Origin of the sequence: Burkholderia pyrrocinia (assembly GCF_001028665.1) — a bacterium.
Classification (GTDB): domain Bacteria; phylum Pseudomonadota; class Gammaproteobacteria; order Burkholderiales; family Burkholderiaceae; genus Burkholderia; species Burkholderia pyrrocinia.
This window is the reverse complement of the sequence record NZ_CP011503.1, coordinates 1,937,480-1,964,350: the sequence shown is the minus strand read 5'-3', so window position 1 is coordinate 1,964,350 and position 26,871 is coordinate 1,937,480. Positions and strand designations below refer to the sequence as shown.

Sequence of the window (26,871 nt, the reverse complement as noted above, 5' to 3'; positions counted from 1 at the left end):
GCGGTACCTGGCCCGCCTTTCCCTACGCGTCGAACACCACCGGCCGCTTCGGCCGCTCGTCGACATGCAGCGAAAACACGTCGGCACGCGCATAGTGGCCGACGACGTCGAAGTCGTAGCGTGCGCGCACGAGTTCATCGGTATCGATGCGCGCGGTCACGAGCCCGGCCTCGCCGATCAACGGTTCCGTCAGCAGGTCGCCGAGCGGCCCGACGATCACGCTGCCGCCGCGGATCAGCGGCCGTTCGGGATCCCAGCCCGGCACGTCGATGCCGAGCGCGCGCGGCGACGGCTGCACCTGGCACGCGCTGACGACGAAACAGCGCCCCTCGTGCGCGATGTGCCGCATCGAGCTTTGCCACAGGTCGCGCTCGTCGACGGTCGGCGCACACCAGATCTGCACGCCTTTCGCGTACATCGCGCAGCGCAGCAGCGGCATGTGGTTCTCCCAGCAGATCGCGGCGCCCGCGCGTCCCGCGGCCGTGGCGACGACGGGCAGCGTCGAGCCGTCGCCCTGCCCCCAGATCAGCCGCTCGGTGCCGGTCGGCATCAGCTTGCGGTGCTTCGCGACCAGCCCGTCGCGCGGATCGAAGAACAGCGCCGTGCAGTACAGCGTGCTGCCGCCGCGCTCGATCACGCCGATGACGAGACTCGCGCCGGTACGCTGCGACAGCGCGGCCAGCTCGTCGGTTTCGGGGCCCGGCACGTCGATCGCCTGCGCCGCGTAGCGCGCATACGCGTCGCGGCCCTCGGGCAGCCGGTAACCGAGCCGCGTGCCGAAGATCTCGCCTTTCGGATAGCCGCCGAGCACGGCCTCGGGCAGTACGACGAGCGACGCGCCGCTGTCGCGGATCGCGGTTTCGTAGCCGAGGATCGTATCGAGCGTGGCGCGTGTGCCGGCGGGCGATGCGCCGACCTGCAGCGCGGCGATGACGGAAGTGGACATGAAGGCGTCTCCGATGAATGGGGTGACGCCATCTTTATCGATAAAATCTCATCGATCAAATCGATACAACGATATGTATCATGAACCAGGATGATATCGCCAGCCTCGACCTGAACCTGCTGAAGGTGTTCGAGGCACTGTACGAGGAAGGCGGCGCGAGCCGCGCGGCACTGCGGCTCGGCCTCACGCAGTCGGCCGTCAGCGCGGCGCTCGCGCGGCTGCGCGTGATCTACGCCGATCCGCTGTTCGTGCGTACCGGCCGCGGGCTCGCGCCGACGCCGCGCGCGGACGAGCTGAAGCCGATCCTGTCCGACGCGCTCGACCGCTGCCGCGAAAGCCTCGCGATCGCGGCCGACGGCGGCGAGCGCGTCGGCCGCACGATCTCGATCGGGCTGTCGGACGACTTCGAGATCGCGCTCGGCCGCGCGCTGATCGACGCGGTCGCACGGGATGCCGCGGGCATCCGGCTGATCTTCCGGCAGACGCACAGCGGCATCGCCGGCGACGCACTGCTGCGGCACGGCGTCGATCTCGCGATCGCGTCGGGCGGGTTCTCGGCAAACGGGCTCAGCCGGCGCGCGGTCGCGACGGGCGGCTACGCGTGCCTGATCGATCCGGCCGCCCGCGCGCGGCCGCCGCACACACTTACGCTCGCCGATTTCCTGCGGCGCGATCACCTGCTCGTGTCGTCGGGCGGCGTGATCGGAATCGTCGACGAGGCGCTGGCCGCGCTCGGCCACAAGCGGCGCGTCGCGGCGTCGACCACGCATTTCGCCGCGTTGCCGTACCTGCTCGCCGGCTCCGACGCGGTGGCGACGATTCCCGCGCACGCGGCGCGCGCGATCGCGCAATCGTCGCCCCTGCGTGCACTCGCGTGCCCGGTCGACCTGCCGCGCTATCCGGTGGAGATCGGCTGGCGCACGAGCACGCAGCGCGACCCGGCGATCGTGCGCGTGCGGGACACGATCGCCGCGTGCATCGCGAACCTCGTCGCGCCATGAAAATGGCCCGGCCGGCTTGCGCCGGTCGGGCCCGTCCGGTCGGGCCGCCCTGCATTGAAGCAGGCGCCCGGGTTGCCGGTGCGTGCGTTAATCGACGGCCTTCACCATGTCCTCGATGACCTTCTTCGCGTCGCCGAAGACCATCATCGTCTTGTCCATGTAGAACAGGTCGTTGTCGAGGCCCGCGTAGCCGGCCGCCATCGAACGCTTGTTGACGATCACCGTGCGCGCCTTGTACGCCTCGATGATCGGCATCCCCGCGATCGGCGATTTCGGATCGTTCTTCGCGGCCGGGTTCACGACGTCGTTCGCGCCGAGCACGAGCACGACGTCGGCCTGGCCCAGCTCACCGTTGATGTCCTCCATCTCGAACACGATGTCGTACGGCACTTCCGCTTCCGCGAGCAGCACGTTCATGTGCCCCGGCATCCGCCCGGCAACCGGATGGATCGCATAGCGCACGTCGACACCCTTCTCGATCAGCTTGTCGGTCAGCTCCTTCAGCGCGTGCTGCGCGCGGGCGACGGCCAGCCCGTAGCCCGGCACGATCACGATCGATTCCGCATTGCCGAGCATGAACGACGCATCCTCGGCCGAGCCCGACTTCACCGGCCGCTGCTCCTGCGCGCCCGCCGCGCCACCGGCCGACGCCTCGCCGCCGAAGCCGCCGAGGATCACGTTGAAGAACGAGCGGTTCATCGCGTGGCACATGATGTACGACAGGATCGCGCCCGACGAGCCGACCAGCGAGCCGGCAATGATCAGCATCGCGTTGTTCAGCGAGAAGCCGATGCCGGCCGCGGCCCACCCCGAGTACGAGTTCAGCATCGACACGACCACCGGCATGTCCGCGCCGCCGATCGGGATGATGATCAGCACGCCGAGCACGAACGCGATCGCCGTCATGATGATGAACGGCAGCCACGCCTGCGTGATGACGAACAGGATGCCGAAGCCGAGCATCGCGATCGCGAGCATCAGGTTGATCAGGTGCTGGCCCGCGTACACGACCGGCGCGCCCTGGAACAGCCGGAACTTGTACTTGCCCGACAGCTTGCCGAACGCGATCACCGAACCGGAGAACGTGATCGCGCCGACGAACGTGCCGATGAACAGCTCGACGCGATTGCCGTACGGGATGAAGTTCGACGCGACGGCGTCCTGCGGCACGAGCCCGAACGCTTCCGGCTCGGACACCACCGCATACGCGATGCACACGGCCGCGAGACCGATCAGCGAGTGCATCGCCGCGACGAGTTCCGGCATCTTCGTCATCTCGACGCGCGCGGCGACGAACGCACCGACGCCGCCACCGACGATCAGCGCGCCGAGCACCAGCGCGAGGCCGAGCGGCAGGTTCGCGCCGAGCCAGGCCGCCTGCTTGACGATCAGCGCGACCGTCGTGAGGATCGCGATGGCCATGCCGACCATCCCGAACAGGTTGCCGCGGCGCGCGCTCTTCGGGTTCGACAGCCCCTTCAGCGCCTGGATGAAGCACACCGATGCGACGAGGTACAGCAGCGTAACGACGTTCATGCTCATCGCGCGCCCTCCTTGCCGCCCTCGACACGCTTGGGCTCCTTCTTGCGGAACATCTCCAGCATTCGCCTCGTCACGAGAAAGCCGCCGAACACGTTGACGGCCGCGAGCGCGACCGCGAGCGTGCCGAAGAACTTGCCGGTCACGCCGACGGTGAGCGCCGCCGCGAGCATCGCGCCGACGATCACGATCGCCGAGATCGCGTTGGTCACGGCCATCAGCGGCGTATGCAGCGCCGGCGTGACGTTCCAGACGACGTGGTAGCCGACGTACACCGCCAGCACGAAGATGATCACGTTGATCACCGTGTGATTGATGACTTCCATGGTCTCCTCCGTTATTTGCGCGTGACTTCGCCGTCGCGGCACAGCAGCGTCGCGGCGACGATGTCGTCGGTCAGGTCGATGTTCAGCGTGCCTTCCTTCGCGACGATCAGCTTCATGAAGTCGAGCAGGTTGCGCGCGTACAGCGCCGACGCGTCCGACGCGACCATCGACGCGAGGTTCGTGTAGCCGGCGATCGTCACGCCGTTGTGCACGATCACCTGGTCAGCGACCGTCAGCGGGCAGTTGCCGCTCTTCCTCCCGTCGAATTCCGGGCCGCGGCCGGCCGCGAGATCGACGAGCACCGAGCCCGGCTTCATCGACTGCGCGGTTTCGACCGAGATCAGCGTCGGCGCCGGGCGCCCGGGAATCAGCGCGGTGGTGATCACGATGTCGGCCTGCTTCGCACGCTCGTGCACGAGCGCGGCCTGGCGGCCGAGCCACGACGGCGGCATCGGGCGCGCATAACCGCCGACACCCTGCGCGGCTTCGCGCTCCTCATCGGTTTCGAACGGGACGTCGAGGAATTTCGCGCCGAGCGACTCGATCTGCTCCTTCACGGCCGGCCGCACGTCGGATGCCTCGATCACCGCGCCCAGCCGCTTCGCGGTCGCGATCGCCTGCAGGCCCGCGACGCCTGCGCCGAGAATCAGCACGCGCGCGGCCTTCACCGTGCCCGCGGCCGTCATCAGCATCGGGAAGAAGCGCGGATACAGCGCCGCGGCGACGAGCACGGCCTTGTAGCCCGCGATGTTCGCCTGCGACGACAGCACGTCGAGACTCTGCGCACGCGTCGTGCGCGGCGCGGCTTCGAGCGCGAAGCCCGTCACGCCGGCCGCGGCGAGCTTCGCCGCCTGCTCGCCGTTGAACGGCTCGAGCATGCCGACCAGCACGGAGCCGCGCTTGAGCAATGGCAGTTCAGTGTCGGTAGGCGCCTGGACCTTGAGCACGACGTCGGCATCAAAAGCAGCCGACTGGTCGGTCAATTCGGCACCGGCGGCCGCATAGGCTTCGTCGGGATAACTGGCTGCGCTGCCCGCCCCTTTCGCGATACTGACGCGATGTCCGGCAGCCGCGTATTTCTTCACGGTTTCCGGCGTCGCAGCCACACGCGCCTCGTTCGCCCGCGTTTCAGCAGGCACTCCAATATGCATCGTCAGTTCCTCCAGTCATTGTCAGTATTTCTTTTCTTGCGATTTTTACTGCACAACGAGCCGGACAGGCTGACTTACCGGCTCACGGGCAACGGCGTTCACGCTGCACTTTAACCGAAAGCGATGGTCACGCCAGCACATTCCGCACGATCGTGCGCGAATGCGACATTAGCCGGGCTCGTGTCGCCGCGCATCGGCGGGACGGATGATTTGCGAGGGTCGGATTCGTCTAACCAGACGCCGGGCAGCGTTCGGGCGCAACCGGTAAAATGCCGAACCATGAAACCCGAAATCTGGACCCCGCATGTGACGGTCGCCGCGCTCGTCGAGCACGCCGGCCGTTTTCTCGTGATCGAGGAAGAAACCTCGACGGGCCTGCGCATCAACCAGCCGGCCGGTCATCTCGAAGCCGGCGAAACGCTGGCCGACGCCGTGATCCGCGAGACGCTCGAGGAAACCGCGCACCCGTTCACGCCCGACGCGCTCGTCGGCGTCTATCTCGCGCACTACGACCGCCCCGGCACCGCCGGTGCGACCTACCTGCGCTTCACGTTCTGCGGCACGGCCGGCGAGCCGGTCGCGGGCCACGCGCTCGACGACGGCATCGTCCGCACGCTGTGGATGACGGCCGACGAACTGCGCGCCTGCAGCGAGCGCCATCGCTCGCCCGCTGTGATGCGCTGCGTCGACGACTATCTCGCCGGGCGGCGCATTCCGCTCGATTTCGTGCACACGCATTCGGTCGCGCCGCGCCCCGAGGCATTCGAACGTCAGGCGGTCAACAAATGAGCAAGCGCCGGGTAGTGGTAGGCATGTCGGGCGGCGTCGATTCGTCGGTGACCGCGTGGCTGCTGAAGGAACAGGGCTACGACGTGGTCGGCCTGTTCATGAAGAACTGGGAAGACGACGACGACGGCGAATACTGCTCGACGCGCCAGGACTGGATCGACGTCGTGTCGGTGGCCGACCTGATCGGCATCGACGTGGAGGCCGTCAACTTCGCGGCGGAATACAAGGACCGCGTGTTCGCCGAGTTCCTGCGCGAATACTCGGCCGGCCGCACGCCGAACCCCGACGTGCTGTGCAACGCCGAAATCAAGTTCAAGGCGTTCCTCGATCACGCGATGTCGCTCGACGCGGAAATGATCGCGACCGGCCACTACGCGCGCGTGCGCGAGCGCGACGGGCGTTTCGAACTGCTGAAGGCCTTCGATCATACGAAAGACCAGTCGTACTTCCTGCACCGGCTGAACCAGGCGCAACTGTCGAAGACGATGTTCCCGCTCGGCGAGATTCCGAAGACGAAGGTGCGCGAGATCGCCGCGCAGATCGGGCTGCCCAACGCGAAGAAGAAGGATTCGACCGGCATCTGCTTCATCGGCGAACGGCCGTTCCGCGATTTCCTGAACCGCTACCTGCCGACGAAGCCCGGCCCGATGAAGACGCCCGACGGCAAGGTCGTCGGCGAGCACATCGGCCTCGCGTTCTACACGTTCGGCCAGCGCAAGGGCATCGGTCTCGGCGGCAGCAAGAGCGGCAGCGGCGAGCCGTGGTTCGTCGCCGCGAAGGACATCGCGTCGAACACGCTGTACGTCGTGCAGGGCCACGATCATCCGTGGCTGCTGTCGCGCCAGCTCGTCGCCGGCAACGTGAGCTGGGTCGCCGGCGAGCCGCCGGCCGAAGGCTTCGCGTGCGGCGCGAAGACGCGCTACCGGCAGGCCGATGCCGCGTGCGTGTTCGGCACGGCCACGCCCGGCCCGGAACGCGAAGCGCGCTTCTCGCTCGCGTTCGACGCTGCGCAGTGGGCCGTCACGCCGGGCCAGTCGGCCGTGCTGTACGACGGCGAGATCTGTCTCGGCGGCGGCATCATCGAAAGCGCGACGACCGGCCAGGCAGCGCCCGCGGAAGGCCACGCGCCGGCGCTCGCCGAAGCACGTTGACACATATTCGGTTTAGACTTGCGGCACGCCGCGCCCGGCGGAACACGATTCAGCCGAGGCCGGCAGACCGCCGCGCAGCGCACGCATGGCGGTATTTCAAGATTCTTACGGAGTCCCCATGCTTTCACGACGCTATCTGGCGATGTGGTGTGCCGTCCTGCTGCTCGCCGCGACGGCCGCGCTCGCGTCGATCCACACGCTTTCCTGGCTATGGATCCTGATCCCCGCCGCCCTCGTCGCGCTCGGCCTGTACGACCTGAAGCAGGACCGTCACGCGATCCTGCGCAACTATCCGCTCTGGGGTCACTTCCGCTTCCTGTTCGAGTTCATCCGCCCCGAGATCCGCCAGTACTTCGTCGAGGACGACACCGACGAGAAACCGTTCTCGCGCGCGCAGCGCAGCCTCGTCTACCAGCGCGCGAAGAACGTCGCCGACAATCGCCCGTACGGCACCGAGCTGAACGTGAAGGCCGTCGCGCACGAATGGATCAGCCATTCGCTCGCGCCGACCAAGCTGCCGAACCACGATTTCCGCATCCGCGTCGGCGCGAATCGCGCGCAACCGTATGACATTTCGATCTTCAACATCTCGGCGATGAGCTTCGGCTCGCTGTCCGCGAACGCGATCCGCTCGCTGAACCTCGGCGCGAAGAAAGGCGGTTTCGCGCACGACACCGGCGAAGGCTCGCTGTCGAAGTACCATCGCGAGAACGGCGGCGACATCATCTGGGAAATCGCGTCGGGCTACTTCGGCTGCCGCAACGACGACGGCACGTTCAACCCCGACAAGTTTGCGAAGCAGGCCGCCGATCCGCAGGTCAAGATGATCGAGGTGAAGCTGTCGCAGGGCGCGAAGCCCGGCCACGGTGGCGTGCTGCCGGCCGCGAAGATCACGCCGGAGATCGCCGAGACGCGCGGCGTGCCGATGGGCAAGGACTGCATCTCGCCCGCGACGCACTCGGAATTCTCGACACCGCGCGGGCTGCTCGAATTCGTCGAGCGGCTGCGCACGCTGTCGGGCGGCAAGCCGACCGGCTTCAAGCTGTGCGTCGGCCATCCGTGGGAATTCTTCGGGATCGCGAAGGCGATGATCGAGACGGGCATCGTGCCGGACTTCATCGTCGTCGACGGTGCGGAAGGCGGCACGGGCGCGGCGCCGCTCGAATTCACCGACCACGTCGGCGTGCCGCTGCAGGAAGGGCTGCTGCTCGTGCACAACACGCTCGTCGGGATCGGCGTGCGCGATCGCGTGAAGCTCGGCGCGAGCGGCAAGATCATCACCGCGTTCGACGTCGCGCGCACGCTCGCGATCGGCGCGGACTGGGTGAACTCGGCGCGCGGCTTCATGTTCGCGGTCGGCTGCATCCAGGCGCAGACCTGCCATACGGGCCGTTGCCCGACCGGCGTCGCGACGCAGGACCCGGTGCGCCAGCGCGCGCTCGTCGTGCCCGACAAGGCCGACCGCGTGTACAACTTCCACCGCAATACGCTGCACGCGCTGCAGGAACTCGTGCAGGCGGCCGGCCTCGCGCATCCGTCCGAGCTGCGCGCGCATCACATCGTGCAGCGCATCGCGCCGCACGAGGTCCGGCTGATGTCGCAGTTGCTGAAGTACCTGAAGCCCGGCGCGCTGCTCGACGGCCACACGTGCGGCTTCACGCTGTACGACAAGTGGTGGCCGATCGCGCGCAGCGATTCGTTCACGCTCGGCGAGGCCGTGTACGCGTCGATCGAGTAACGCTCGCGACCGCCCCGCTCCCGGGCGGCCCCGCAAAAAGAAAAGCGCCCCGCGGGGCGCTTTTCTTTCGTCTGCCGAATGCGTGAATGCGTATCCGGCAGTGGCTCAGTTCTGCGGCAGCGTGTCGGCGAACGATTGCCGCTGCAGCAGCTTCACGAAGTGCTTGTCGAGGTTCGGGTGGCGATCGCGCCAGTTGACCTCGGGCATCCGGAAGTCGAGATAGCCGAGCGCGCAGCCGAGTGCGATGTCGGCGAGCGAGTAATGATTACCGACGCACCACGTCTTGCCGCCGAGACCCTGCGACATCGCAACGAGCGCATCGTCGATCTTGCGCTGCTGGCGCGCGATCCAGCTCGCGCTGCGCTGCACCTCGTCGCGCATCGTGTGTTCGAGACGAATCGCGACCGCCGCGTCGAGCACGCCGTCGCCCAGCGCTTCCCAGCAGCGCACTTCGACGCGCTCGCGGCCCGACTGCGGAATCAGCTTGCCGACCGGCGACAGCGTATCGACGTATTCGCAGATCACGCGGGAATCGAACACCGCGGCACCATCTTCCATCACGAGGCACGGGACCTTGCCGAGCGGATTCGATGCATGAATATCCGTGTCCGGCGCCCACACGTTCTCGAGCTCCAGCTTGTAGTCGATCTTCTTTTCAGCGAGCACGATCCGCGCCTTTCGGACGTACGGGCTGCTGAGCGAACCGATTAATTTCATCATCTGCCTTTTTAAGGGAACCGCCGAGAGTATACGTTGTCGCCGATCATAACCGGCCAGCGTCGCGCGGTAGAAAATCGCCCGGCCGGCCTGTGGATGGTTTGCAACAACCGCCGTGCGGGCCTTCCGGCGCGGCTTCCCGCCCCTCCCTCACGCGCCGCGTCCCGCGGCGCTACAATCGCGTGATGAATGCGCCCCTCGACCCCGCCATCGCCGTCGACGTCTACCGCCAGCGCCGTGAACGCGTGCTTGCCGCACTGCGCGCCGCGGGCGGCGGCGTCGCCATCGTCCCCACCGCGCCGGAACTGCTGCGCAACCGCGATACGGCCTACCCGTACCGGCACGACAGCTACTTCCACTACCTGACGGGCTTCACCGAGCCGGATGCCGTGCTCGTGCTGAACGCGGCCGCGCCGCACGGCGCGCCGGAGTCGATCCTGTTCTGCCGCGGCAAGAATGCCGACCGCGAGATCTGGGAAGGCTTCCACTACGGGCCCGAAGCCGCGCGCGACGCGTTCGGTTTCGACGCGGCATTCGCGGTCGACGTGATCGACACCGAGATGCCGCGCCTGCTCGCCGACGCGGGCACCGTGCACTACCGGTTCGGCGCATCCGCCGACTTCGACCGCCAGCTCGCGGGCTGGATCGACGCGGTGCGCGCGCTGGCGCGCACCGGCGTCGCCGCGCCGGACGCGATGCTCGACCTCACGCCGCTCGTCGACGACATGCGGCTCGTGAAGGACGAGCACGAACTCGCGATCATGATGCGCGCCGCGCACATCTCCGCGCTCGCGCACCGCCGCGCGATGCAGGTGTGCCGCCCCGGCATCCGCGAATACGAACTCGAGGCCGAGCTGCTGTATACGTTCCGCAAGCACGGCGCGCAGGCGCCCGCGTACGGCTCGATCGTCGCGGCCGGCGCGAACGCGTGCGTGCTGCACTACCCGGCCGGCAACGCGGCTGCGCAGGACGGCGACCTGATCCTGATCGACGCCGCGTGCGAGCTCGACGGCTACGCGTCGGACATCACGCGCACGTTCCCGGCCAACGGGCGCTTCTCGCCCGCGCAGCGCACGCTGTACGACATCGTGCTCGCCGCGCAGCAGGCCGCGATCGATGCGACGCGCGCAGGGGTGCCGTTCGAGGCGCCGCACGATGCGGCCGTGCGCGTGCTCGCGCAGGGGCTGCTCGACACCGGCATCATCCCGAAAGCGCGCTTCTCGAACGTCGACGACGTGATCGCCGAGCGCGCGTACGCGCGCTTCTACATGCACCGCACGGGCCACTGGATCGGCATGGACGTGCATGACTGCGGCGACTACCGCGAGCGCCTCGCCGAGCGCGACGGCAACGGCGCGCTGCCGTGGCGCACGCTGAAGCCCGGCATGACGCTGACGGTCGAGCCCGGCCTGTATGTGCGCGCAGCCGACGACGTGCCGCCCGAGTACTGGAACATCGGCATCCGCATCGAGGACGACGCGATCGTGCGCGAGCAGGGCTGCGAGCTGATCACGCGCGGCGTGCCCGTCGCGGCCGACGAAATCGAAGCGCTGATGCGCGCGGGCGCATGACCGGCCGCCGCCGACCGTTACCTCCGTTTCACGAATCAAGATGACGACCGCCTCCTCCCCGGCCACGCCGGACTACGACCTCGCCATCGTCGGTGCGGGCCCCGTCGGGCTCGCGCTCGCCGGCTGGCTCGCGCGCCGCAGCGCAACGCAGCACGCGTCGATCGCGCTGATCGATGCGCGCGAACCGGCCGCGAGCGCGAGCGACCCGCGCGCGATCGCCGTCTCGCACGGCAGCCACGTGCTGCTCGACACGCTCGCGTGGCCTGCCGACGCGACGCCGATCGAACATATCCACGTGTCGCAGCGCGGCCATTTCGGCCGCACGCTGATCGATCGCGACGAGCACGACCTCGCCGCGCTCGGCTATGTCGTGCGCTACGGCTCGCTCGTGCAGGCGCTCGCGGGCGCCGTGCGCGGCACGCGCGTCGACTGGCTCACGTCGACCACCGCGCGCGCGCCGCAGCAGGACGCCGACGGCGTCACGCTGACGCTCGACGGCCCGCAGGGCGAGCGTACGCTGCGCGCGCGCATCGTCATCAACGCCGAAGGCGGGCTGTTCCACGAACAGCAGGCCGACGCCGGCAAGCATCGCCGCGACTACGGGCAGACCGCGCTCGTCGGCACGGTCACGGTATCGGCGCCGCGCCCGTACGTCGCATGGGAGCGCTTCACGCACGAAGGCCCGCTCGCGCTGCTGCCGCTCGGCGGGCCGCGCCAGGCCGACTACGCGCTCGTCTGGTGCTGCACGCCGGACGAAGCGGCGCGGCGCGGCGCGCTGCCCGACGACGCGTTCCTGCGCGAGCTCGGCAGCGCGTTCGGCGAACGCATGGGCCAGTTCGTCGCGATCGCGGGCCGCGCGTCGTTTCCGCTCGGGCTGAACGCCGCGCAGACGCTCGTCAGCGGCCGCGTCGCGATCGTCGGCAATGCCGCGCAGACCCTGCACCCCGTCGCGGGCCAGGGGCTCAACCTCGGGCTGCGCGATGCACATACGCTCGTCGACACGCTGTCCGTGCAGGGCTTCGAAGCGACCGCGCTCGCGACCTTCAACGCGCGCCGCGCGCTCGACCGGCGCTTCACGATCGGCGCGACCGACACGCTTGCGCGGCTGTTCACGATCGACGCGGGCCCGCTCCCGCTGCTGCGTGGCGCCGCGCTCACCGCGCTCGAGTTCGTGCCGCCGCTCAAGAAGGCGATCGCGCGCCAGATGATGTTCGGCCAGCGCAACTGACGCACGGCGCACCGTGCGGTGCGCCCAGCCGGACCACACAAACCGGGTCAAATCGGCGAGGCATGGGAATACGGTAAAATGCGCGTTTTCCCTCCGCCCTTTTCATGCCCGCGCCGGTCGCGGGCGGTGCCATTGCGATGCCCGTTATCGGCTCTCACGTATTGCGTAACAACCTGTTCGTCGCCCCGATGGCCGGGGTGACGGATCGTCCGTTCCGTCAGCTGTGCAAGCGGCTGGGGGCCGGTTACGCCGTGTCCGAGATGGTCGCGTCCAACGCGCAGCTGTGGAAAAGCGCGAAGACGATGCGGCGCGCGAACCACGAAGGCGAAGTGGAGCCGATCGCGGTGCAGATCGCCGGCGCCGATCCGGCGATGATGGCCGAAGCGGCCCGCTACAACGTCGACAACGGCGCGCAGATCATCGACATCAACATGGGCTGCCCGGCGAAGAAGGTCTGCAACGTCGCGGCCGGCTCCGCGCTGCTGCAGAACGAGCCGCTCGTGCAATGGATCGTCGAGGCCGTCGTCGCGGCGGTCGGCACGGGGCCCGATGCGGTGCCCGTCACGCTGAAGATCCGCACCGGCTGGGACCGCGAGCACAAGAACGCGATCACGGTCGCGCGTCTCGCCGAAGCCGCCGGCATCTCGATGCTCACCGTGCACGGCCGCACGCGCGCCGACCTGTACCGCGGCGAAGCAGAATACGACACCATCGCGGCCGTGAAGGCGGCCGTGCGGATTCCGGTCGTCGCGAACGGCGACATCACGTCGCCCGCAAAAGCGAAGGCCGTGCTCGATGCAACGGGCGCCGACGCACTGATGATCGGTCGTGCCGCGCAAGGCCGGCCGTGGTTGTTCCGTGAAATCGATCATTTCCTGCAAACCGGCGAGCTGCTGCCGCCGCCGCTGATCGACGAGATCCAGCAGGTGATGAATGAACACCTGGAAGACCACTACGCGTTCTATGGCGAATTCACGGGAGTCCGTACTGCGCGCAAGCACATCGGCTGGTACACTCGCGGCCTTTCCGGTGCCAACGGGTTCCGGCACAGGATGAACACGCTCGATTCCTCCCGCGAGCAGCTCGCCGCCGTCAATGCATTCTTCGAGGCGCAAAAAGCGCTGTCGGACCACCTCGTCTACGTCGACGACGAAGAGGAAAACGGCCAGCGCGAGTCGGACGACCATAACCAGTTAGCAGCATGAGCAAGCACAACATCGAACAATGTGTCCGCGAGAGCCTGGACGTGTATTTCCGGGATCTAGACGGCTCCAATCCGCACGACGTCTATGAAATGGTGATGTCCTGCGTCGAAAAGCCGATGCTCGAGGTCGTGCTCGTACAGGCAGGCGGCAACCAGTCGCTCGCCGCGGAGTACCTCGGCATCAACCGCAACACGCTGCGCAAGAAGCTGCAGCAGCACGGCCTGCTGTAGTCGGCCGTCCCGTCCCCGTTTCCCTGGCTATTGGTGGTTCCATCATGATCAAGCAAGCGCTCATTTCCGTTTCCGACAAGACCGGCATCGTCGACTTCGCGAAGTCGCTGTCCGACCTCGGCGTCAAGCTGCTGTCGACGGGCGGCACCGCGAAACTGCTCGCCGACGCGGGCCTGCCCGTTACCGAAGTGGCCGACTACACGGGCTTTCCGGAAATGCTCGATGGGCGCGTGAAGACGCTGCACCCGAAGGTGCACGGTGGCATCCTCGCCCGCCGCGACCTGCCCGAGCACATGCAGGCGCTGGAACAGCACGGCATCCCGACGATCGACCTGCTCGTCGTGAACCTGTATCCGTTCGTCGCGACGATCGCGAAGGACGACTGCACGCTCGCCGACGCGATCGAGAACATCGACATCGGCGGCCCGACGATGCTGCGCTCGGCCGCGAAAAACCACCGCGACGTGACGGTCGTCGTCGATCCGGCCGACTACGCGGTCGTGCTCGACGAGATGAAGGCGAACGGCAACACGGTCGGCTACCCGACCAACTTCCGCCTCGCGACGAAGGTGTTCGCGCACACCGCGCAATACGACGGCGCGATCACGAACTACCTGACGAGCCTGACCGACGAGCTGAAGCACGCATCGCGCAATGCATACCCGGCGACGCTGAACATGGCGTTCGACAAGGTGCAGGACCTGCGCTACGGCGAGAACCCGCACCAGAGCGCGGCGTTCTACCGCGATGTCGCGCCGCAAGCCGGCGCGCTCGCGAACTACCGCCAGCTGCAGGGCAAGGAACTGTCGTACAACAACATCGCGGATTCGGACGCGGCGTGGGAATGCGTGAAGACGTTCGACGCGCCGGCCTGCGTGATCATCAAGCACGCGAACCCGTGCGGCGTCGCGGTCGGCAACGATTCGGCCGACGCGTACGCGAAGGCATTCCAGACCGACCCGACCTCCGCGTTCGGCGGCATCATCGCGTTCAACCGCGAAGTCGACGAAGCGGCCGCGCAGGCTGTCGCGAAGCAGTTCGTCGAAGTGCTGATCGCGCCGTCGTTCTCCGACGCCGCGAAGCAGGTGTTCGCCGCGAAGCAGAACGTGCGCCTGCTCGAAATCGCGCTCGGCGACGGCCATAACGCATTCGACCTGAAGCGCGTGGGCGGCGGCCTGCTCGTGCAGTCGCTCGATTCGAAGAACGTGCAGCCGCACGAGCTGCGCGTCGTCACGAAGCGCCACCCGACGCCGAAGGAAATGGACGACCTGCTGTTCGCCTGGCGTGTCGCGAAGTACGTGAAGTCGAACGCGATCGTGTTCTGCGGCAACGGCATGACGCTCGGCGTCGGCGCAGGCCAGATGAGCCGCGTCGATTCCGCGCGCATCGCGAGCATCAAGGCGCAGAACGCGGGCCTGACGCTGGCCGGTTCGGCCGTCGCGTCGGATGCGTTCTTCCCGTTCCGCGACGGTCTCGACGTCGTCGTGGCGGCCGGCGCGACCTGCGTGATCCAGCCGGGCGGCTCGGTGCGCGACGACGAAGTGATCGCGGCAGCCGACGAACACAACATCGCGATGATCCTGACGGGCGTGCGCCACTTCCGTCACTGATCGCATGCGGCCCGCGCGGCTGCAACACGAAAACCCGGCGGCGTCGCACCCGCCGGGTTTTTTATTGCGCGGCGCCGTCGCGCGCAAACGCGCACCCGGCTCGCCGCACCATTCGTTGTAGTATCGCTGCATCACGCTTCTCTCCTCACTCATGCGAATTCTCGGCATCGACCCCGGCCTGCGCGTCACCGGCTTCGGCATCATCGACGTCAGCGGCCACCGGCTCGCCTATGTGGCGAGCGGCGTGATCCGCACGCCGACGGCCGACCTGGCCACGCGGCTCGGCACGATCTTCCAGGGCGTGTCGACGATCGTGCGCGAACATGCGCCCGACCAGTCCGCGATCGAAAAGGTGTTCGTCAACGTGAACCCGCAGTCGACGCTGCTGCTCGGCCAGGCACGCGGCGCCGCGATCTGCGGCCTCGTCGCGGGCGGGCTGCCGGTCGCCGAATACACGGCGCTGCAGCTCAAGCAGGCTGTCGTCGGCTACGGCCGCGCGACCAAGACGCAGATGCAGGAAATGGTGACGCGGCTGCTCAACCTCTCCGGACAACCGGGTTCCGACGCGGCCGACGCGCTCGGCATGGCGATCTGCCATGCGCACGGCGGCAACACGCTCAGCACGCTCGGCGGCCTCGCGCCGGCGCTCGCGAAGAAAGGGCTGCGCGTGCGGCGCGGGCGGCTGGTCGGCTGATGCCGGCGCGCGCCCTCGCCCGGCACACCGGCTCGACCGTTTGGCCCGCGCGCAGCGCGCACATGACACGCACCGCTTCGGCCTGACGGCCAAGCCCATCGGCATTGCGCCGCGCGTGCGCTACACTCGCGCTTTCTTCCTCGCATCCCGCCTCCCATGATCGGTCGCATCGCCGGCATCCTGCTCGAAAAGAACCCGCCTCACCTCCTCGTCGACTGCAACGGCGTCGGCTACGAAATCGACGTGCCGATGAGCACCTTCTACAACCTGCCGCAGACAGGCGAGCGCGTCGTGCTGCTCACGCAGCAGATCGTCCGCGAGGACGCGCATCTGCTGTACGGCTTCCTGACGCCGCAGGAGCGCACGACCTTCCGCGAGCTACTGAAGATCACCGGCATCGGCGCGCGCATGGCGCTCGCCGTGCTGTCCGGGATGAGCGTGCAGGAGCTCGCGCAGGCCGTGACGATGCAGGACGCCGCGCGCCTCACGCGCCTGCCCGGCATCGGCAAGAAGACGGCCGAGCGCCTGCTGCTCGAACTGAAGGGCAAGCTCGGCGCCGACCTCGGCGCGCTCGCCGGCGCCGCATCGGCGTCCGATCACGCGACCGACATCCTCAACGCGCTGCTCGCGCTCGGCTACTCCGAAAAGGAAGGCCTCGCCGCGATCAAGAACGTGCCGGCCGGCACCGGCGTGTCCGAAGGCATCAAGCTCGCGCTGAAGGCGCTGTCGAAGGCGTAACGCGCGCCGGAACCGACTGTCGGACGCAGTGTCGCGCCGCCTCGCGGCGCGCGCCAGTCGGCCGTTCGGCCAGTTCGGACGAGCTGCGGCGCGCGGTACAATGGCCGCATGATTGAAACCGACAAACTCGCCACCGAGCAGCGGATCATCGCCGCCTCGCCCGCCTCGTCGCACGAGGAGGTGTTCGAACGCGCGCTGCGGCCGCGCCAGCTCGACGACTACGTCGGCCAGGAAAAGGTGCGCGGCCAGCTCGAGATCTTCATCGAAGCCGCCAAGCGCCGCTCCGAGCCGCTCGACCACGTGCTGCTGTTCGGGCCGCCGGGTCTCGGCAAGACGACGCTCGCGCACATCATCGCGCGCGAGATGGGCGTGAACCTGCGTCAGACGTCGGGCCCCGTGCTCGAGCGCGCGGGCGATCTCGCCGCGCTGCTGACGAACCTCGAAGCGAACGACGTGCTGTTCATCGACGAGATCCACCGGCTGTCGCCGGTCGTCGAGGAAATCCTGTATCCGGCGCTCGAGGATTACCAGATCGACATCATGATCGGCGAAGGTCCGGCCGCGCGCAGCGTGAAGCTCGACCTGCAGCCGTTCACGCTCGTCGGCGCGACCACCCGCGCGGGAATGCTGACCAACCCGCTGCGCGACCGTTTCGGGATCGTCTCGCGCCTCGAGTTCTACGACGCCGAGCAACTGTCGCGCATCGTGCGGCGCTCCGCATCGCTGCTGAACGCGCAGATCGATCCGAACGGCGCGCTGGAAATCGCGAAGCGCTCGCGCGGCACGCCGCGGATCGCGAACCGGCTGCTGCGCCGCGTGCGCGACTTCGCGGAAGTGAAGGCCGACGGCCAGATCACCGCGGCGGTGGCCGATGCCGCGCTCGCGATGCTCGACGTCGATCCGGTCGGCTTCGACCTGATGGACCGCAAGCTGCTCGAAGCGATCCTGCACAAGTTCGACGGCGGCCCGGTCGGCATCGACAACCTCGCGGCGGCGATCGGCGAGGAGCGCGACACGATCGAGGACGTGCTCGAACCGTACCTGATCCAGCAGGGTTTCCTGCAGCGCACGCCGCGCGGGCGCGTCGCGACGCTGCTCACGTACCGCCACTTCGGGCTCTCCGCGCCCGACGCCGGCAGCACCGAACGCGGCATGTGGGATACGCCCGCCGGGAAATAACCGGCCGCCCGAGCCACGCCAGCCATGACGACACCGCCTAGCCGCCACCCCGCCGCACCCGCACCGGGCCCGCGCTGGGCCGAGCCGATCCGCAAGCGGCTCGTGGCCGGCATCACGCACCTGACGGTGGGCGGCGGCGGCCCGTCGCTCGATCTCTCTTCGCCGCCCGGAGATCCGGGGCTGTTCGGCCCCGACGCCGTCTGCTGGCGCGTGCATGCCGACTTCACGTCGATGATGACAGGCGGCATCGCCGCGCTGCTGCTGCAGGCGCTCCATCCGCTCGCGCTCGCGGGCGTCTGGGATCACTCGTCGTTTCGCACCGACATCCTCGGCCGCTTGCGGCGCACCGCCACGTTCATCACGGGCACGACGTTCGGCAGTCGCGCGGACGCACTCGCACTGATCGAACGCGTGAAAGCCATCCACGCGCGCGTATCGGGTACCGCTCCCGACGGTCGGCCGTACCGCGCCGACGATCCGGCGTTGCTGACCTGGGTGCATATCGCGGAAGTGTCGAGTTTCCTCGCCGCGCATCTGTGCTACGTGAATCCGGCGCTGTCGGGCGAGCTTCAGGACCGCTATTACGCCGAAACGGCCTTGGTCGCCGAACTGCTCGGCGCACAGGAGGTGCCGCGTTCGCGCGTCGAGGTCGCCGCGTATCTCGCGCGCATGCAGCCCGAACTCGAGGCCGGGCCGCATACCTTCGAGGTGATGTCCATCCTGCTGAATGTGCCGGTCGCGAAGCCCGCGCTGCGGCCGGCCGCGTCGCTGATGGTGCATGCCGGGATCGACCTGCTGCCGCCGTGGGCGCAGCGCATGCTCCGCGTGTCGACGTTCGCGCCGTTGCGACGCGCGGTGGTCCGGCCCGGCGTACGGGCCGTCGCCCCCGTGCTGCGCTGGGCGCTCGTCAACGGCGCGTCGAAGCGTGCGCGCCGTCGCGCGACCGCGCCGCCGCCCGACGGCGCGCCGCCTGCCTGACGGTTCTTTTCTTCCGATTATTTCAATTTGCTGTCAAATACCTGTGACAAGCTGACGGGCTTGCACCCGCGCACGGTCGCACGTGCCGCACGCCCCGTCCTGTCGTGACCCGCGCGGTGTCCCGCCAACCCGACCGCGCCGATGCCCGCGATGCCACGCCTGCCGATCCGTTTCGCCCTTGCCGCCAGCCTGTCCGCCGTCCTCGCCCTGTCCGCCTGCGGAGGCGACGATGTTGCCGCCATCGCGCGCACGGACGCGCAAACGCCGTCCGGCGGCACCCCGACGACGCCCACGCCGCCCGCCACCGTCGCACCGCAACCGGGCAAGTGGAAAAGCGCCCGCGCCGGCGAACTGATCGACGTGACGCTCGGCGATCTCCATCCGACGCAGGGCGCGATCGGCTACGACCAGATCTACTACAAGCTCGGCCGCTACGAACTGCAGCCCGACAAGAAATTCGACGACTTCTGCGCGGACGAAGGGCTCGGCGGCGTCGCGTCGAGCGGCTATACGGCCAGGTCGGCGCTGCGCGAGCCCGCGAGCTACACGTGCACGACGACCGACGCGAACGCCCGCGACCGCTCGGTGCTGAACCCCGTCGTGATCGGCCCGAACGGCGATGCGCTGTACCTGACCGACGGCCACCACGGCCTGTCGACCTACTACGAGACACCCGACGGCGGCCCGGCGCTGCACGTGCACGTCGTCGTCAAGGACAACCTCAGCGACTACTCGGGCGACGCGTTCTGGCAGCAGATGCAAAGCCGCGGCTATGTGCGACTCAAGAACGGCGAAGGCAAACCGATCACGGTCGCGCAACTGCCGACCGGGCTCGGCCTGACACTCGGGATGACGAACGACCGCTACCGGTCGCTCGTCTATTTCACGCGCGACATCGGCTACAGCAAGCCCGCGCAAGCCACCGACTACCTCGAGTTCTACTGGGCCGACTGGCTGCGCGCGCAGCCGGGCACGCTCTCGCTCGCCGGCTACGACCTGACGCGCGCCGGCACGACCGACCCCGATCCGGCGAAGGCCGACACGGGCTACCTGAACGCGGCCTGGAACGCGTCGACGCGCATGGTCGCGGCCACGGACCCCGTGATCGACGGCAAGACGGGCGCCGACCTCGGGCGCGCCGAGGCGATCAACGGCGGGAAGAAATACAACAAGGGGGAATTCGACAAGCTGCGCCAGCCGATCACGGCCGACAAGCCCGGCAAGATCGCATACGCGCTCGACTACAAGACGCGCCACGCGCTGCCGCAGTAAGCGTCGCGCAGGAGGAACAGGAATCCCGGCCGGCGATGCCGGACGGGCCCCGCGTGATCAGAGCACCTTGCGATAACCGTCATCGTCGCTCTCGGCGTCCAGGTGCGACACGTCCGCCCACTGCACGACCTGCGCGCGGCCATCGACGTAATCGACGACGTTGATGCTCGTGTTGAGCAGTTGGTAATTGCGCGGTGCCGACAGCTCGAGACCGTTCGCAAAACGGTACACGCAATCGAGCACGCCGCCATGCGCGACGCACGCGATCCGGCCACCCGGATGCGCGGCGACGATCGGCTCGAGCGCATGCAGCACGCGGTGATAGAAGGCACGCTGCGACTCGCCGCCTTCCGGCGCGAAGCCCGGATCGCGCGTCTGCCAGGCTGCATACGCGTCCGGAAACAGCGTCTCGATCTCGGTGCTGTCGTGCCCCTGGAACGCGCCGTACGAGCGTTCGCGCAACCCGTCGCGCAACTGCAGCGGCAGCCCGAGCGCATCGGCAAAGGGTTGTGCGGTCTGCTGCGCGCGCATCAGGTCGCTCGAATAGACCGCGTCGATCCGTGCGCCGTCGCGCGCCTCTTTCGCGAGCCGCGCGGCCAGTCGCTGCGCCTGCGCGAGCCCCGTGTCAGCCAGCGGGATGTCGATATGCCCCTGGATGCGCTTGATGCGGTTCCAGGCCGTCTCGCCATGGCGGATGAAAAGAATCTGCGTGGTGGCCATCGCGGCGCGTCTCCGGGGAAGCATCAGGGCCGCACTTGCAGCCAGAACGTGACGGGGCCGTCGTTGACGAGCGACACCTGCATGTCGGCGCCGAACTCGCCCGTCTCGACGACGGGATGGCGCGTCCGCGCGGCCGCGACGAAATAGTCGAACAGCCGCGCGCCTTCGTCGGGCGGCGCGGCCGGCGTGAAGCTCGGGCGCAGTCCGCTGTTGGTATCGGCCGCCAGCGTGAACTGCGACACGAGCAGCAGGCCACCTGCGCGCCCCTCGCCGTCGATATTCGACACCGGCAGGTTCATCTTGCCGGCCGCATCGCTGAACACGCGGTAGCCGAGCATCTTCGCCAGCAGCTTGTCGGCCGCCGCGTCGGTGTCGCCGCGCTCCGCGCAGACCAGCGCGAGCAGGCCCGCGCCGATCTCGCCGGTCGTGCGGTCGCCGACGCGCACGTCGGCGCGCTTCACGCGCTGGATCAGCGCGATCATGCGGTCAGCGTGACGCGTGCGAAGCGGCGCTTGCCGACCTGCACGACGAACTCGCCGGCCTCGACCTTCAGGCCCTTGTCCGACACGATCGCGCCGTCGATCTTCACGCCGCCCTGCTCGATGTTGCGCAGCGCTTCGCTGGTCGACGGCACGAGGCCGGCCTGCTTCAACAACTGGCCGATCGCGAGCGGTGCGCCCGCGAGCGTGACCGACGGAATATCGTCCGGCACGCCGCCCTTCGCGCGGTGGTTGAAGTCTTCGAGCGCACGCTCGGCGTCCGGCTGCGAGTGGAACCGCGCGACGATTTCCTGCGCGAGCAGCACCTTGAAGTCGCGCGGGTTGCGCCCTGCCTCGGCTTCGCGCCGGAAACCGATGATCTCGTCCATGCCGCGGAACGACAGCAGCTCGAAGTAACGCCACATCAGCGTGTCCGAGATGCTCATCAGCTTGCCGAACATGTCGGTCGGCTTCTCGCTGATGCCGACGTAGTTGCCCTTCGACTTCGACATCTTCTCGACGCCGTCGAGGCCTTCGAGCAGCGGCATCGTCAGGATGCACTGCTGTTCCTGGCCGTACTGCTTCTGCAGTTCGCGGCCGACCAGCAGGTTGAACTTCTGGTCGGTGCCGCCGAGTTCGAGGTCGGCGTTCAGCGCGACCGAATCGTAGCCCTGCATCAGCGGGTACAGGAATTCGTGGATCGAGATCGGCACGCCGCCCTGGAAGCGCTTCGTGAAATCCTCGCGCTCGAGGATCCGCGCGACCGTGTAGCGCGACGCGAGCTTGATCATCCCGTCCGCGCCGAGCGGCATCGACCATTCGCTGTTGTAGCGGATCTCGGTCTTTTCGCGATCGAGCACGAGTGCGGCCTGCTCGAAGTAGGTCTTCGCGTTCGACTCGATCTGCTCGCGCGTGAGCGGCGGACGCGTCGCGTTGCGGCCCGACGGATCGCCGATCAGCGACGTGAAATCGCCGATCAGGAAGATCACCGTGTGGCCGAGGTCCTGAAGCTGACGCATCTTGTTCAGCACGACCGTATGGCCGATGTGGATGTCGGGCGCGGTCGGGTCGAGGCCGAGCTTGATGCGAAGCGGCGTGCCGGTGGCCGCGCTGCGCGCGAGCTTCTGCGCGAACTCTTCCTCGATCAGCAGCTCGTCGACGCCGCGCTTCGTGACGGCGAGCGCATGCCGGACTTCGTCGGTGATCGGGAAAACGGGCTTGGAACTGGGTTCGGTGCTCATCGGTGCCAGGAAGAATGTCGCAAAGACAGGGATTTTCCCATAACTTGCGCGCGCATCGCTTAACGACGCGTCAGGTTGCGCGGATAATCGGGCGCAAGGCGCGCGGCACGGGCCCGCGCCGCACGATCCAGGAGAACCCAACGTGCCGCAACGACAGCCGCAAAGCGCCCATCCGGCCGACGGCATCTACTTCGGGCTGATGTCGGGAACCAGCATGGACGGCGTCGACGGCGTCGCCGTGCGTTTCGAGGCCGGCAAGGCGCCGGCCGTACTCGCGGAAGCGTTCGTCGGCTTCGCGCAGTCGCTGCGCGACGCGTTGTTCGCGCTGCAACAGCCCGGCGACGACGAGATCGACCGCGAATCGCTCGCGGCGAACGCGCTTGTCACGCGCTACGCGGTGTGCTGCCACGAATTGCAGCGCACCGCCGGGCTGTCGCGCGACGAGATCCGCGCGATCGGCGTGCACGGCCAGACGGTGCGCCATCGCCCCGAGCGCGGCTATACGCGGCAACTCAACAACCCGGCGCTGCTCGCCGAGCTGACCCAGGTCGATGTGATCGCCGATTTCCGCAGCCGCGATGTGGCCGCCGGCGGCCACGGCGCGCCGCTCGCGCCGGCGTTCCATGCGACGGTATTCGGTGCGCCGGGCGAGACGCGCGTCGTCTGCAACCTCGGCGGAATCAGCAACATCACGATCCTGCCCGGCGAAGGCGGCGACGTGCGCGGCTTCGACTGCGGCCCCGCGAATGCGCTGATCGACGCGTGGGCGACCCGCCATCTCGGCAAACCGTACGACGACGGCGGCAAGTTCGCCGCGCGCGGCACCGTGCACGCGCCGCTGCTCGATGCGCTGCTCGACGAACCGTATTTCACCGCGCCGCCGCCGAAAAGCACCGGACGCGACCTGTTCAATCCCGCGTGGCTCGACGCAAAGCTCGCCGCATTCGCACAGGTTGCGCCAGAGGACGTGCAGGCGACCCTCACGGCGCTCACCGCCGTGTCGGTCGCACGCGAGATCGCGCAGCACGCACCCGGCTGCAAGGCCGTCTTCGTGTGCGGCGGCGGTGCGCGCAATCCGGTGCTGCTCGACGCGCTCCGCCACGCGCTGCGCGAGGCCGGCGTGCCGGCCACGGTCGATACGACGTCCGCGCTCGGCGTCCCGCCGCAACAGGTCGAGGCGCTCGCGTTTTCATGGCTCGCGTACCGCTTTACCGCGCGCCAGCCCGGCAATCTCGCGACGGTCACCGGTGCGGCCGGCGACCGCGTGCTCGGCGCGCTCTACCCGCGCTGACGCGACACCTGCCGCGCGGCGGGCGCCGCGCACAGGCATAAAAAAACGGGGCATGAAGCCCCGTTTTTCATTCCGGCGAACCGGCGCGGATCTGCCGTGCGGTCAGACCGAGAACGACGAGCCGCACCCGCAGGTGGTGGTCGCGTTCGGGTTCTTGATCACGAACTGGGCGCCGTTGATGTCGTCCTTGTAGTCGATCTCGGCGCCGACCAGGTACTGGTAGCTCATCGAGTCGATCAGGAGCTGGACGCCGTTCTTGTTCATCACGGTGTCGTCCTCGTTGACTTCCTCGTCGAACGTGAAGCCATACTGGAAGCCGGAGCAGCCGCCACCCTGCACGAACACGCGCAGCTTCAGGTCGGGATTGCCCTCTTCGTCGATCAGTTGCTTGACCTTGTCGGCCGCTGCGTCGGTGAAGACGAACGGAAGCGGCATTTCGGTCGTCGTTGCTGCGGATTCGGTAACAGCGTTCATTGCGAACTCTCCAAGAAGCTTTAGCCGCTATTGTAGGGCCGATCAGAAGATCGTGCTGAAGTCCATGAAATCAATAGGTTCTTGTCGATTTCATCAAACCCGCCCATGCGAGCCGCCGCTGCACGGGCCTCGCAGCGGGCATAAAAAAACCGCCAGCGCGAAAGCTGGCGGTTTTTCCGGCGGACGCCGCCCGGAAGCGGCGCGGCCATGAAGCGGAATTAACGCTTCGAGAACTGCTTGGCGCGGCGTGCCTTGCGCAGACCGACCTTCTTACGCTCGACTTCACGCGCATCACGCGTCACGAAGCCTGCGCTCGACAGCGACGGCTTCAGCGTCGCATCGTAGTCGATCAGTGCACGGGTGATGCCGTGGCGCACTGCGCCTGCCTGACCCGTTTCACCGCCGCCGTTCACGTTCACCTTGATGTCGAACGTCTGGCCGTGGTTCGTGAGTTCCAGCGGTTGACGCACGATCATCAGCGACGTTTCGCGCGAGAAGTAGTCAGCGATGGGCTTGCCGTTGACGATGATGTCGCCCTTGCCAGCCTTGATGAAGACACGTGCGACTGCGCTCTTGCGGCGGCCCGTACCGTAGTTCCAGTTACCGATCATGTGGGTCCCCTTAGATCTCGAGCGCCTTCGGCTGTTGAGCCGAATGCGGATGCGTCGCTTCTGCGTAGACCTTCAGCTTCTTGATCATCGCGTAACCGAGCGGGCCCTTCGGCAGCATGCCCTTGACCGCCTTCTCGAGCGCGCGGCCCGGGAAGCGTTCCTGCATCTTGCCGAACGTCGTTTCATAGATACCGCCCGGGTAGCCCGAGTGACGGTAGTACTTCTTGTCCAGCGTCTTGTTGCCCGTGACCTTCAACTTGCTCGCGTTGACGATGATGATGAAATCACCAGTGTCGACGTGCGGGGTGAACTCAGGCTTGTGCTTGCCGCGCAGACGGCGTGCCACTTCGCTGGCAACACGGCCGAGAACCTTATCCGTCGCGTCAATCACGTACCATTCGCGCGTCACCTCATGGGCTTTTGCGGAAAACGTCTTCATGATCGATCCAAAAAAAATGCTTTGCCCGATGTGTTCGTCCTGCTTGTCTGTGTGCGCTTCGAGGCGCGGTGCAGGCTCTCCCTGTTCTTTTTCCGTGGGCATGAATGCGGAAAAGCCCTGAATTATAAAGGAAATACGACGACGCGGTCAAAGGGAATCCACGTCCCGTGTCCGCGGCGCCCGAAATGGGCCAAAATCCGGTCGTGCCCCGACCAACCAGGCGAACCGAGCGCCCGGGGAGGCACCCATCGACGCGCGGCACATGACCTTGCCGCGCCAGACCGGCCGAACACGGAAAACAACAAACAAGCATGATGAAACAACGACTTACGCCCTTCTTCGCGGCCGCGCTGCTGGCCGCCACAGCGCCTGCCGTCGCCGCCCAGGTCGGCTGCGAAGCCAAGCTCGACGCGCTCGATGCGCGCATTGCCGAAGCCCGGACCGCCCATGCCGAGGATCGCGTCGCCCGCCTGCGCGCGGTGCGCGAACGTGTACGCCACTTCTGCGCACGCGGTCACGGCCATGCGTCGGCCGCGACCGCACCGGCACCCGATGCACGCTCGCGCGGCACGCCGCCCGACGCGACATCGCAGCCGGTCGCGCGACAGCCTGCTTGACGGATGCCGGGGCGCGCAAGCCGCGCGCCGATGTTTGCATCGGACGAAAAAAAGCCCGAACGGCTGGTTCGGGCTTAATCCACCTTAGGAGGAGGGTGGAGGAGACATTCGGAGGTTGCCGCAGCGCGACAACCAATGAGGCTCATTATACGAACGCGACGCCGACTGCACAAGAAAATTTGCATTACGAAATCGCACACCATGATGTGAAATATCATACTGCCAGCAAGCAAATTTGATTTTCTCTTTAAAATCAATTGCCTGAGCCCGAACAGAGCGACCAAAAATAGACCACCCCTAGAGTAAAACCCCTAAATTCAGCACGGAAATTGCCGTTCGGCACGCTGTTGCGCGCCGCTCGGGCGGCTGCGGCGCTGCACGTCGTGCACCGCATCAGCCGGCCGAAGCGCTGCGGGCTACAATGCCGGATCGAATCCGAATCAGGCAACGCTGGAGTGCAAGCATGGAATGCAAAGTAAGCTGGATGGGTCAGGACGGCATGGCGTTTTCCGCCCAGACCGGAAGCGGGCATCTCGTCACGATGGACGGCGCGCCCGAAGGCGGCGGCCATAACCTCGCGCCGCGCCCGATGGAAATGGTGCTGCTCGGCACCGGCGGCTGCACGGCCTATGACGTCGTGCTGATCCTGAAGAAGAGCCGCCAGGAAGTCACCGGCTGCTCGGTCACGCTGAAGGCGGAGCGCGCGAGCGAAGACCCGAAGGTGTTCACGAAGGTGCACTTCCACTTCACCGTCACCGGTCGCAACCTGAACCCGGCCACGGTCGAACGCGCGATCAACCTGTCGCACGACAAGTACTGCTCCGCGTCGATCATGATCGCGAAGACGGCCGAACTCACGCATTCGTTCGACATCGTCGCCGCCTGAACGCACGGCACGCGCGCATGAAAAAAGGGCCGGCGCTCCGCAAGGAGACG

28 protein-coding genes are annotated in these 26,871 nt (G+C 67.5%); 17 read left to right on the top strand and 11 right to left on the bottom strand.

All coding sequences use genetic code 11. From position 1 onward, the window contains the following. Window positions 1-22 precede the first annotated feature (22 nt). A complete protein-coding gene (locus ABD05_RS09090; protein WP_047899829.1) occupies window positions 23-946 on the bottom strand; it encodes a carbon-nitrogen hydrolase family protein in 924 nt (307 codons plus the stop codon). Between the two features lie 80 nt (window positions 947-1,026). Here ABD05_RS09090 and ABD05_RS09085 point away from each other — a divergent pair, with 80 nt between their 5' ends. Continuing rightward, the gene (locus ABD05_RS09085; RefSeq protein WP_047899828.1) at window positions 1,027-1,947 is read left to right on the top strand and encodes a LysR family transcriptional regulator; all 921 of its coding nucleotides are present in this window, start codon (window positions 1,027-1,029) and stop codon (window positions 1,945-1,947) included. 87 nt (window positions 1,948-2,034) lie between these two features. Here ABD05_RS09085 and ABD05_RS09080 read toward each other — a convergent pair whose 3' ends face one another. The 3 genes from ABD05_RS09080 to ABD05_RS09070 are packed head-to-tail and all read right to left on the bottom strand — an operon-like array spanning window position 2,035 to window position 4,963. After that, window positions 2,035-3,489, bottom strand: coding sequence for an NAD(P)(+) transhydrogenase (Re/Si-specific) subunit beta (locus tag ABD05_RS09080; protein WP_047899827.1), 1,455 nt, complete (start codon window positions 3,487-3,489; stop codon window positions 2,035-2,037). Further along, window positions 3,486-3,812 carry an NAD(P) transhydrogenase subunit alpha part 2 gene (locus ABD05_RS09075; protein ID WP_034182754.1) on the bottom strand — a complete coding sequence of 109 codons (327 nt, stop codon included), beginning with the start codon at window positions 3,810-3,812 and terminating at the stop codon, window positions 3,486-3,488. The genes ABD05_RS09080 and ABD05_RS09075 overlap by 4 nt, the downstream gene beginning before the upstream one ends. Before the next feature lie 11 nt (window positions 3,813-3,823). Further along, the gene (locus ABD05_RS09070) at window positions 3,824-4,963 is read right to left on the bottom strand and encodes a Re/Si-specific NAD(P)(+) transhydrogenase subunit alpha (RefSeq protein ID WP_047899826.1); all 1,140 of its coding nucleotides are present in this window, start codon (window positions 4,961-4,963) and stop codon (window positions 3,824-3,826) included. A gap of 279 nt (window positions 4,964-5,242) precedes the next feature. Here ABD05_RS09070 and ABD05_RS09065 point away from each other — a divergent pair, with 279 nt between their 5' ends. From ABD05_RS09065 to ABD05_RS09055, 3 genes are all read left to right on the top strand, one after another. After that, window positions 5,243-5,752 carry an NUDIX hydrolase gene (locus ABD05_RS09065; protein WP_047899825.1) on the top strand — a complete coding sequence of 170 codons (510 nt, stop codon included), beginning with the start codon at window positions 5,243-5,245 and terminating at the stop codon, window positions 5,750-5,752. After that, complete coding sequence (mnmA, locus tag ABD05_RS09060; protein ID WP_047899824.1) at window positions 5,749-6,903, top strand: tRNA 2-thiouridine(34) synthase MnmA; 1,155 nt, start codon at window positions 5,749-5,751, stop codon at window positions 6,901-6,903. The genes ABD05_RS09065 and mnmA overlap by 4 nt, the downstream gene beginning before the upstream one ends. Before the next feature lie 118 nt (window positions 6,904-7,021). Then, the gene (locus ABD05_RS09055; protein WP_047899823.1) at window positions 7,022-8,641 is read left to right on the top strand and encodes an FMN-binding glutamate synthase family protein; all 1,620 of its coding nucleotides are present in this window, start codon (window positions 7,022-7,024) and stop codon (window positions 8,639-8,641) included. Window positions 8,642-8,746: 105 nt separating this feature from the next. Here the strand turns inward: ABD05_RS09055 and ABD05_RS09050 are convergent, their stop codons facing one another. Continuing rightward, the gene (locus ABD05_RS09050; protein ID WP_047901135.1) at window positions 8,747-9,358 is read right to left on the bottom strand and encodes a glutathione S-transferase family protein; all 612 of its coding nucleotides are present in this window, start codon (window positions 9,356-9,358) and stop codon (window positions 8,747-8,749) included. Window positions 9,359-9,543: 185 nt separating this feature from the next. Between ABD05_RS09050 and ABD05_RS09045 the strand changes: the two genes are divergently transcribed. From ABD05_RS09045 to ABD05_RS09000, 10 genes are all read left to right on the top strand, one after another. Next, complete coding sequence (locus ABD05_RS09045; protein WP_047899822.1) at window positions 9,544-10,929, top strand: aminopeptidase P N-terminal domain-containing protein; 1,386 nt, start codon at window positions 9,544-9,546, stop codon at window positions 10,927-10,929. A 40-nt stretch (window positions 10,930-10,969) separates the two neighbouring features. After that, complete coding sequence (locus ABD05_RS09040) at window positions 10,970-12,157, top strand: UbiH/UbiF/VisC/COQ6 family ubiquinone biosynthesis hydroxylase (protein ID WP_047899821.1); 1,188 nt, start codon at window positions 10,970-10,972, stop codon at window positions 12,155-12,157. A 137-nt stretch (window positions 12,158-12,294) separates the two neighbouring features. Further along, entirely contained in the window at window positions 12,295-13,362 is a 1,068-nt protein-coding gene (gene dusB, locus ABD05_RS09035; RefSeq protein WP_047901134.1) for a tRNA dihydrouridine synthase DusB, read from the top strand. Beyond that, on the top strand, window positions 13,359-13,592 hold the full coding sequence (locus ABD05_RS09030) for a Fis family transcriptional regulator (RefSeq protein ID WP_006476892.1): 234 nt from the start codon (window positions 13,359-13,361) through the stop codon (window positions 13,590-13,592). Before dusB ends, ABD05_RS09030 begins: the two co-directional genes overlap by 4 nt. Before the next feature lie 44 nt (window positions 13,593-13,636). Beyond that, window positions 13,637-15,202 carry a bifunctional phosphoribosylaminoimidazolecarboxamide formyltransferase/IMP cyclohydrolase gene (gene purH, locus ABD05_RS09025; RefSeq protein ID WP_047899820.1) on the top strand — a complete coding sequence of 522 codons (1,566 nt, stop codon included), beginning with the start codon at window positions 13,637-13,639 and terminating at the stop codon, window positions 15,200-15,202. Between the two features lie 151 nt (window positions 15,203-15,353). Further along, window positions 15,354-15,896, top strand: coding sequence for a crossover junction endodeoxyribonuclease RuvC (ruvC, locus tag ABD05_RS09020; protein WP_011350965.1), 543 nt, complete (start codon window positions 15,354-15,356; stop codon window positions 15,894-15,896). 156 nt (window positions 15,897-16,052) lie between these two features. Continuing rightward, window positions 16,053-16,634 carry a Holliday junction branch migration protein RuvA gene (gene ruvA, locus ABD05_RS09015; RefSeq protein ID WP_006401679.1) on the top strand — a complete coding sequence of 194 codons (582 nt, stop codon included), beginning with the start codon at window positions 16,053-16,055 and terminating at the stop codon, window positions 16,632-16,634. A 108-nt stretch (window positions 16,635-16,742) separates the two neighbouring features. Continuing rightward, window positions 16,743-17,813 carry a Holliday junction branch migration DNA helicase RuvB gene (gene ruvB, locus ABD05_RS09010; protein ID WP_047899819.1) on the top strand — a complete coding sequence of 357 codons (1,071 nt, stop codon included), beginning with the start codon at window positions 16,743-16,745 and terminating at the stop codon, window positions 17,811-17,813. 24 nt (window positions 17,814-17,837) lie between these two features. Next, window positions 17,838-18,791 carry an oxygenase MpaB family protein gene (locus ABD05_RS09005; RefSeq protein ID WP_047899818.1) on the top strand — a complete coding sequence of 318 codons (954 nt, stop codon included), beginning with the start codon at window positions 17,838-17,840 and terminating at the stop codon, window positions 18,789-18,791. Window positions 18,792-18,941: 150 nt separating this feature from the next. Further along, window positions 18,942-20,063 carry a ParB/Srx family N-terminal domain-containing protein gene (locus tag ABD05_RS09000; protein WP_047901133.1) on the top strand — a complete coding sequence of 374 codons (1,122 nt, stop codon included), beginning with the start codon at window positions 18,942-18,944 and terminating at the stop codon, window positions 20,061-20,063. Between the two features lie 57 nt (window positions 20,064-20,120). Here ABD05_RS09000 and ABD05_RS08995 read toward each other — a convergent pair whose 3' ends face one another. The 3 genes from ABD05_RS08995 to tyrS are packed head-to-tail and all read right to left on the bottom strand — an operon-like array spanning window position 20,121 to window position 22,503. Then, a complete protein-coding gene (locus tag ABD05_RS08995; protein ID WP_047899817.1) occupies window positions 20,121-20,783 on the bottom strand; it encodes a histidine phosphatase family protein in 663 nt (220 codons plus the stop codon). A gap of 23 nt (window positions 20,784-20,806) precedes the next feature. Beyond that, window positions 20,807-21,265 (bottom strand): D-aminoacyl-tRNA deacylase, encoded by a 459-nt coding sequence (dtd, locus tag ABD05_RS08990; protein ID WP_047899816.1) that lies wholly within the window; start codon window positions 21,263-21,265, stop codon window positions 20,807-20,809. Further along, window positions 21,262-22,503 (bottom strand): tyrosine--tRNA ligase, encoded by a 1,242-nt coding sequence (tyrS, locus tag ABD05_RS08985; RefSeq protein WP_047899815.1) that lies wholly within the window; start codon window positions 22,501-22,503, stop codon window positions 21,262-21,264. Before tyrS ends, dtd begins: the two co-directional genes overlap by 4 nt. Before the next feature lie 142 nt (window positions 22,504-22,645). Here tyrS and ABD05_RS08980 point away from each other — a divergent pair, with 142 nt between their 5' ends. Next, on the top strand, window positions 22,646-23,794 hold the full coding sequence (locus ABD05_RS08980; protein WP_047899814.1) for an anhydro-N-acetylmuramic acid kinase: 1,149 nt from the start codon (window positions 22,646-22,648) through the stop codon (window positions 23,792-23,794). A 102-nt stretch (window positions 23,795-23,896) separates the two neighbouring features. On the opposite strand, the gene erpA is transcribed toward ABD05_RS08980, so the two are convergent. The 3 genes from erpA to rplM all read right to left on the bottom strand — a co-directional run bounded on the left by erpA (window position 23,897) and on the right by rplM (window position 25,318). Beyond that, window positions 23,897-24,268 (bottom strand): iron-sulfur cluster insertion protein ErpA, encoded by a 372-nt coding sequence (erpA, locus tag ABD05_RS08975; RefSeq protein ID WP_034182738.1) that lies wholly within the window; start codon window positions 24,266-24,268, stop codon window positions 23,897-23,899. A 218-nt stretch (window positions 24,269-24,486) separates the two neighbouring features. Further along, complete coding sequence (gene rpsI, locus ABD05_RS08970; protein ID WP_006476904.1) at window positions 24,487-24,879, bottom strand: 30S ribosomal protein S9; 393 nt, start codon at window positions 24,877-24,879, stop codon at window positions 24,487-24,489. 10 nt (window positions 24,880-24,889) lie between these two features. Then, window positions 24,890-25,318 (bottom strand): 50S ribosomal protein L13, encoded by a 429-nt coding sequence (gene rplM, locus ABD05_RS08965; RefSeq protein WP_041490553.1) that lies wholly within the window; start codon window positions 25,316-25,318, stop codon window positions 24,890-24,892. Between the two features lie 311 nt (window positions 25,319-25,629). Here rplM and ABD05_RS08960 point away from each other — a divergent pair, with 311 nt between their 5' ends. Beyond that, the gene (locus ABD05_RS08960) at window positions 25,630-25,935 is read left to right on the top strand and encodes a DUF1090 family protein (protein WP_047899813.1); all 306 of its coding nucleotides are present in this window, start codon (window positions 25,630-25,632) and stop codon (window positions 25,933-25,935) included. A gap of 421 nt (window positions 25,936-26,356) precedes the next feature. Further along, window positions 26,357-26,821, top strand: a complete 465-nt coding sequence (locus ABD05_RS08955) for an OsmC family protein (protein WP_072436316.1) — start codon at window positions 26,357-26,359, stop codon at window positions 26,819-26,821. The last annotated feature ends 50 nt before the right edge of the window (window positions 26,822-26,871 follow it).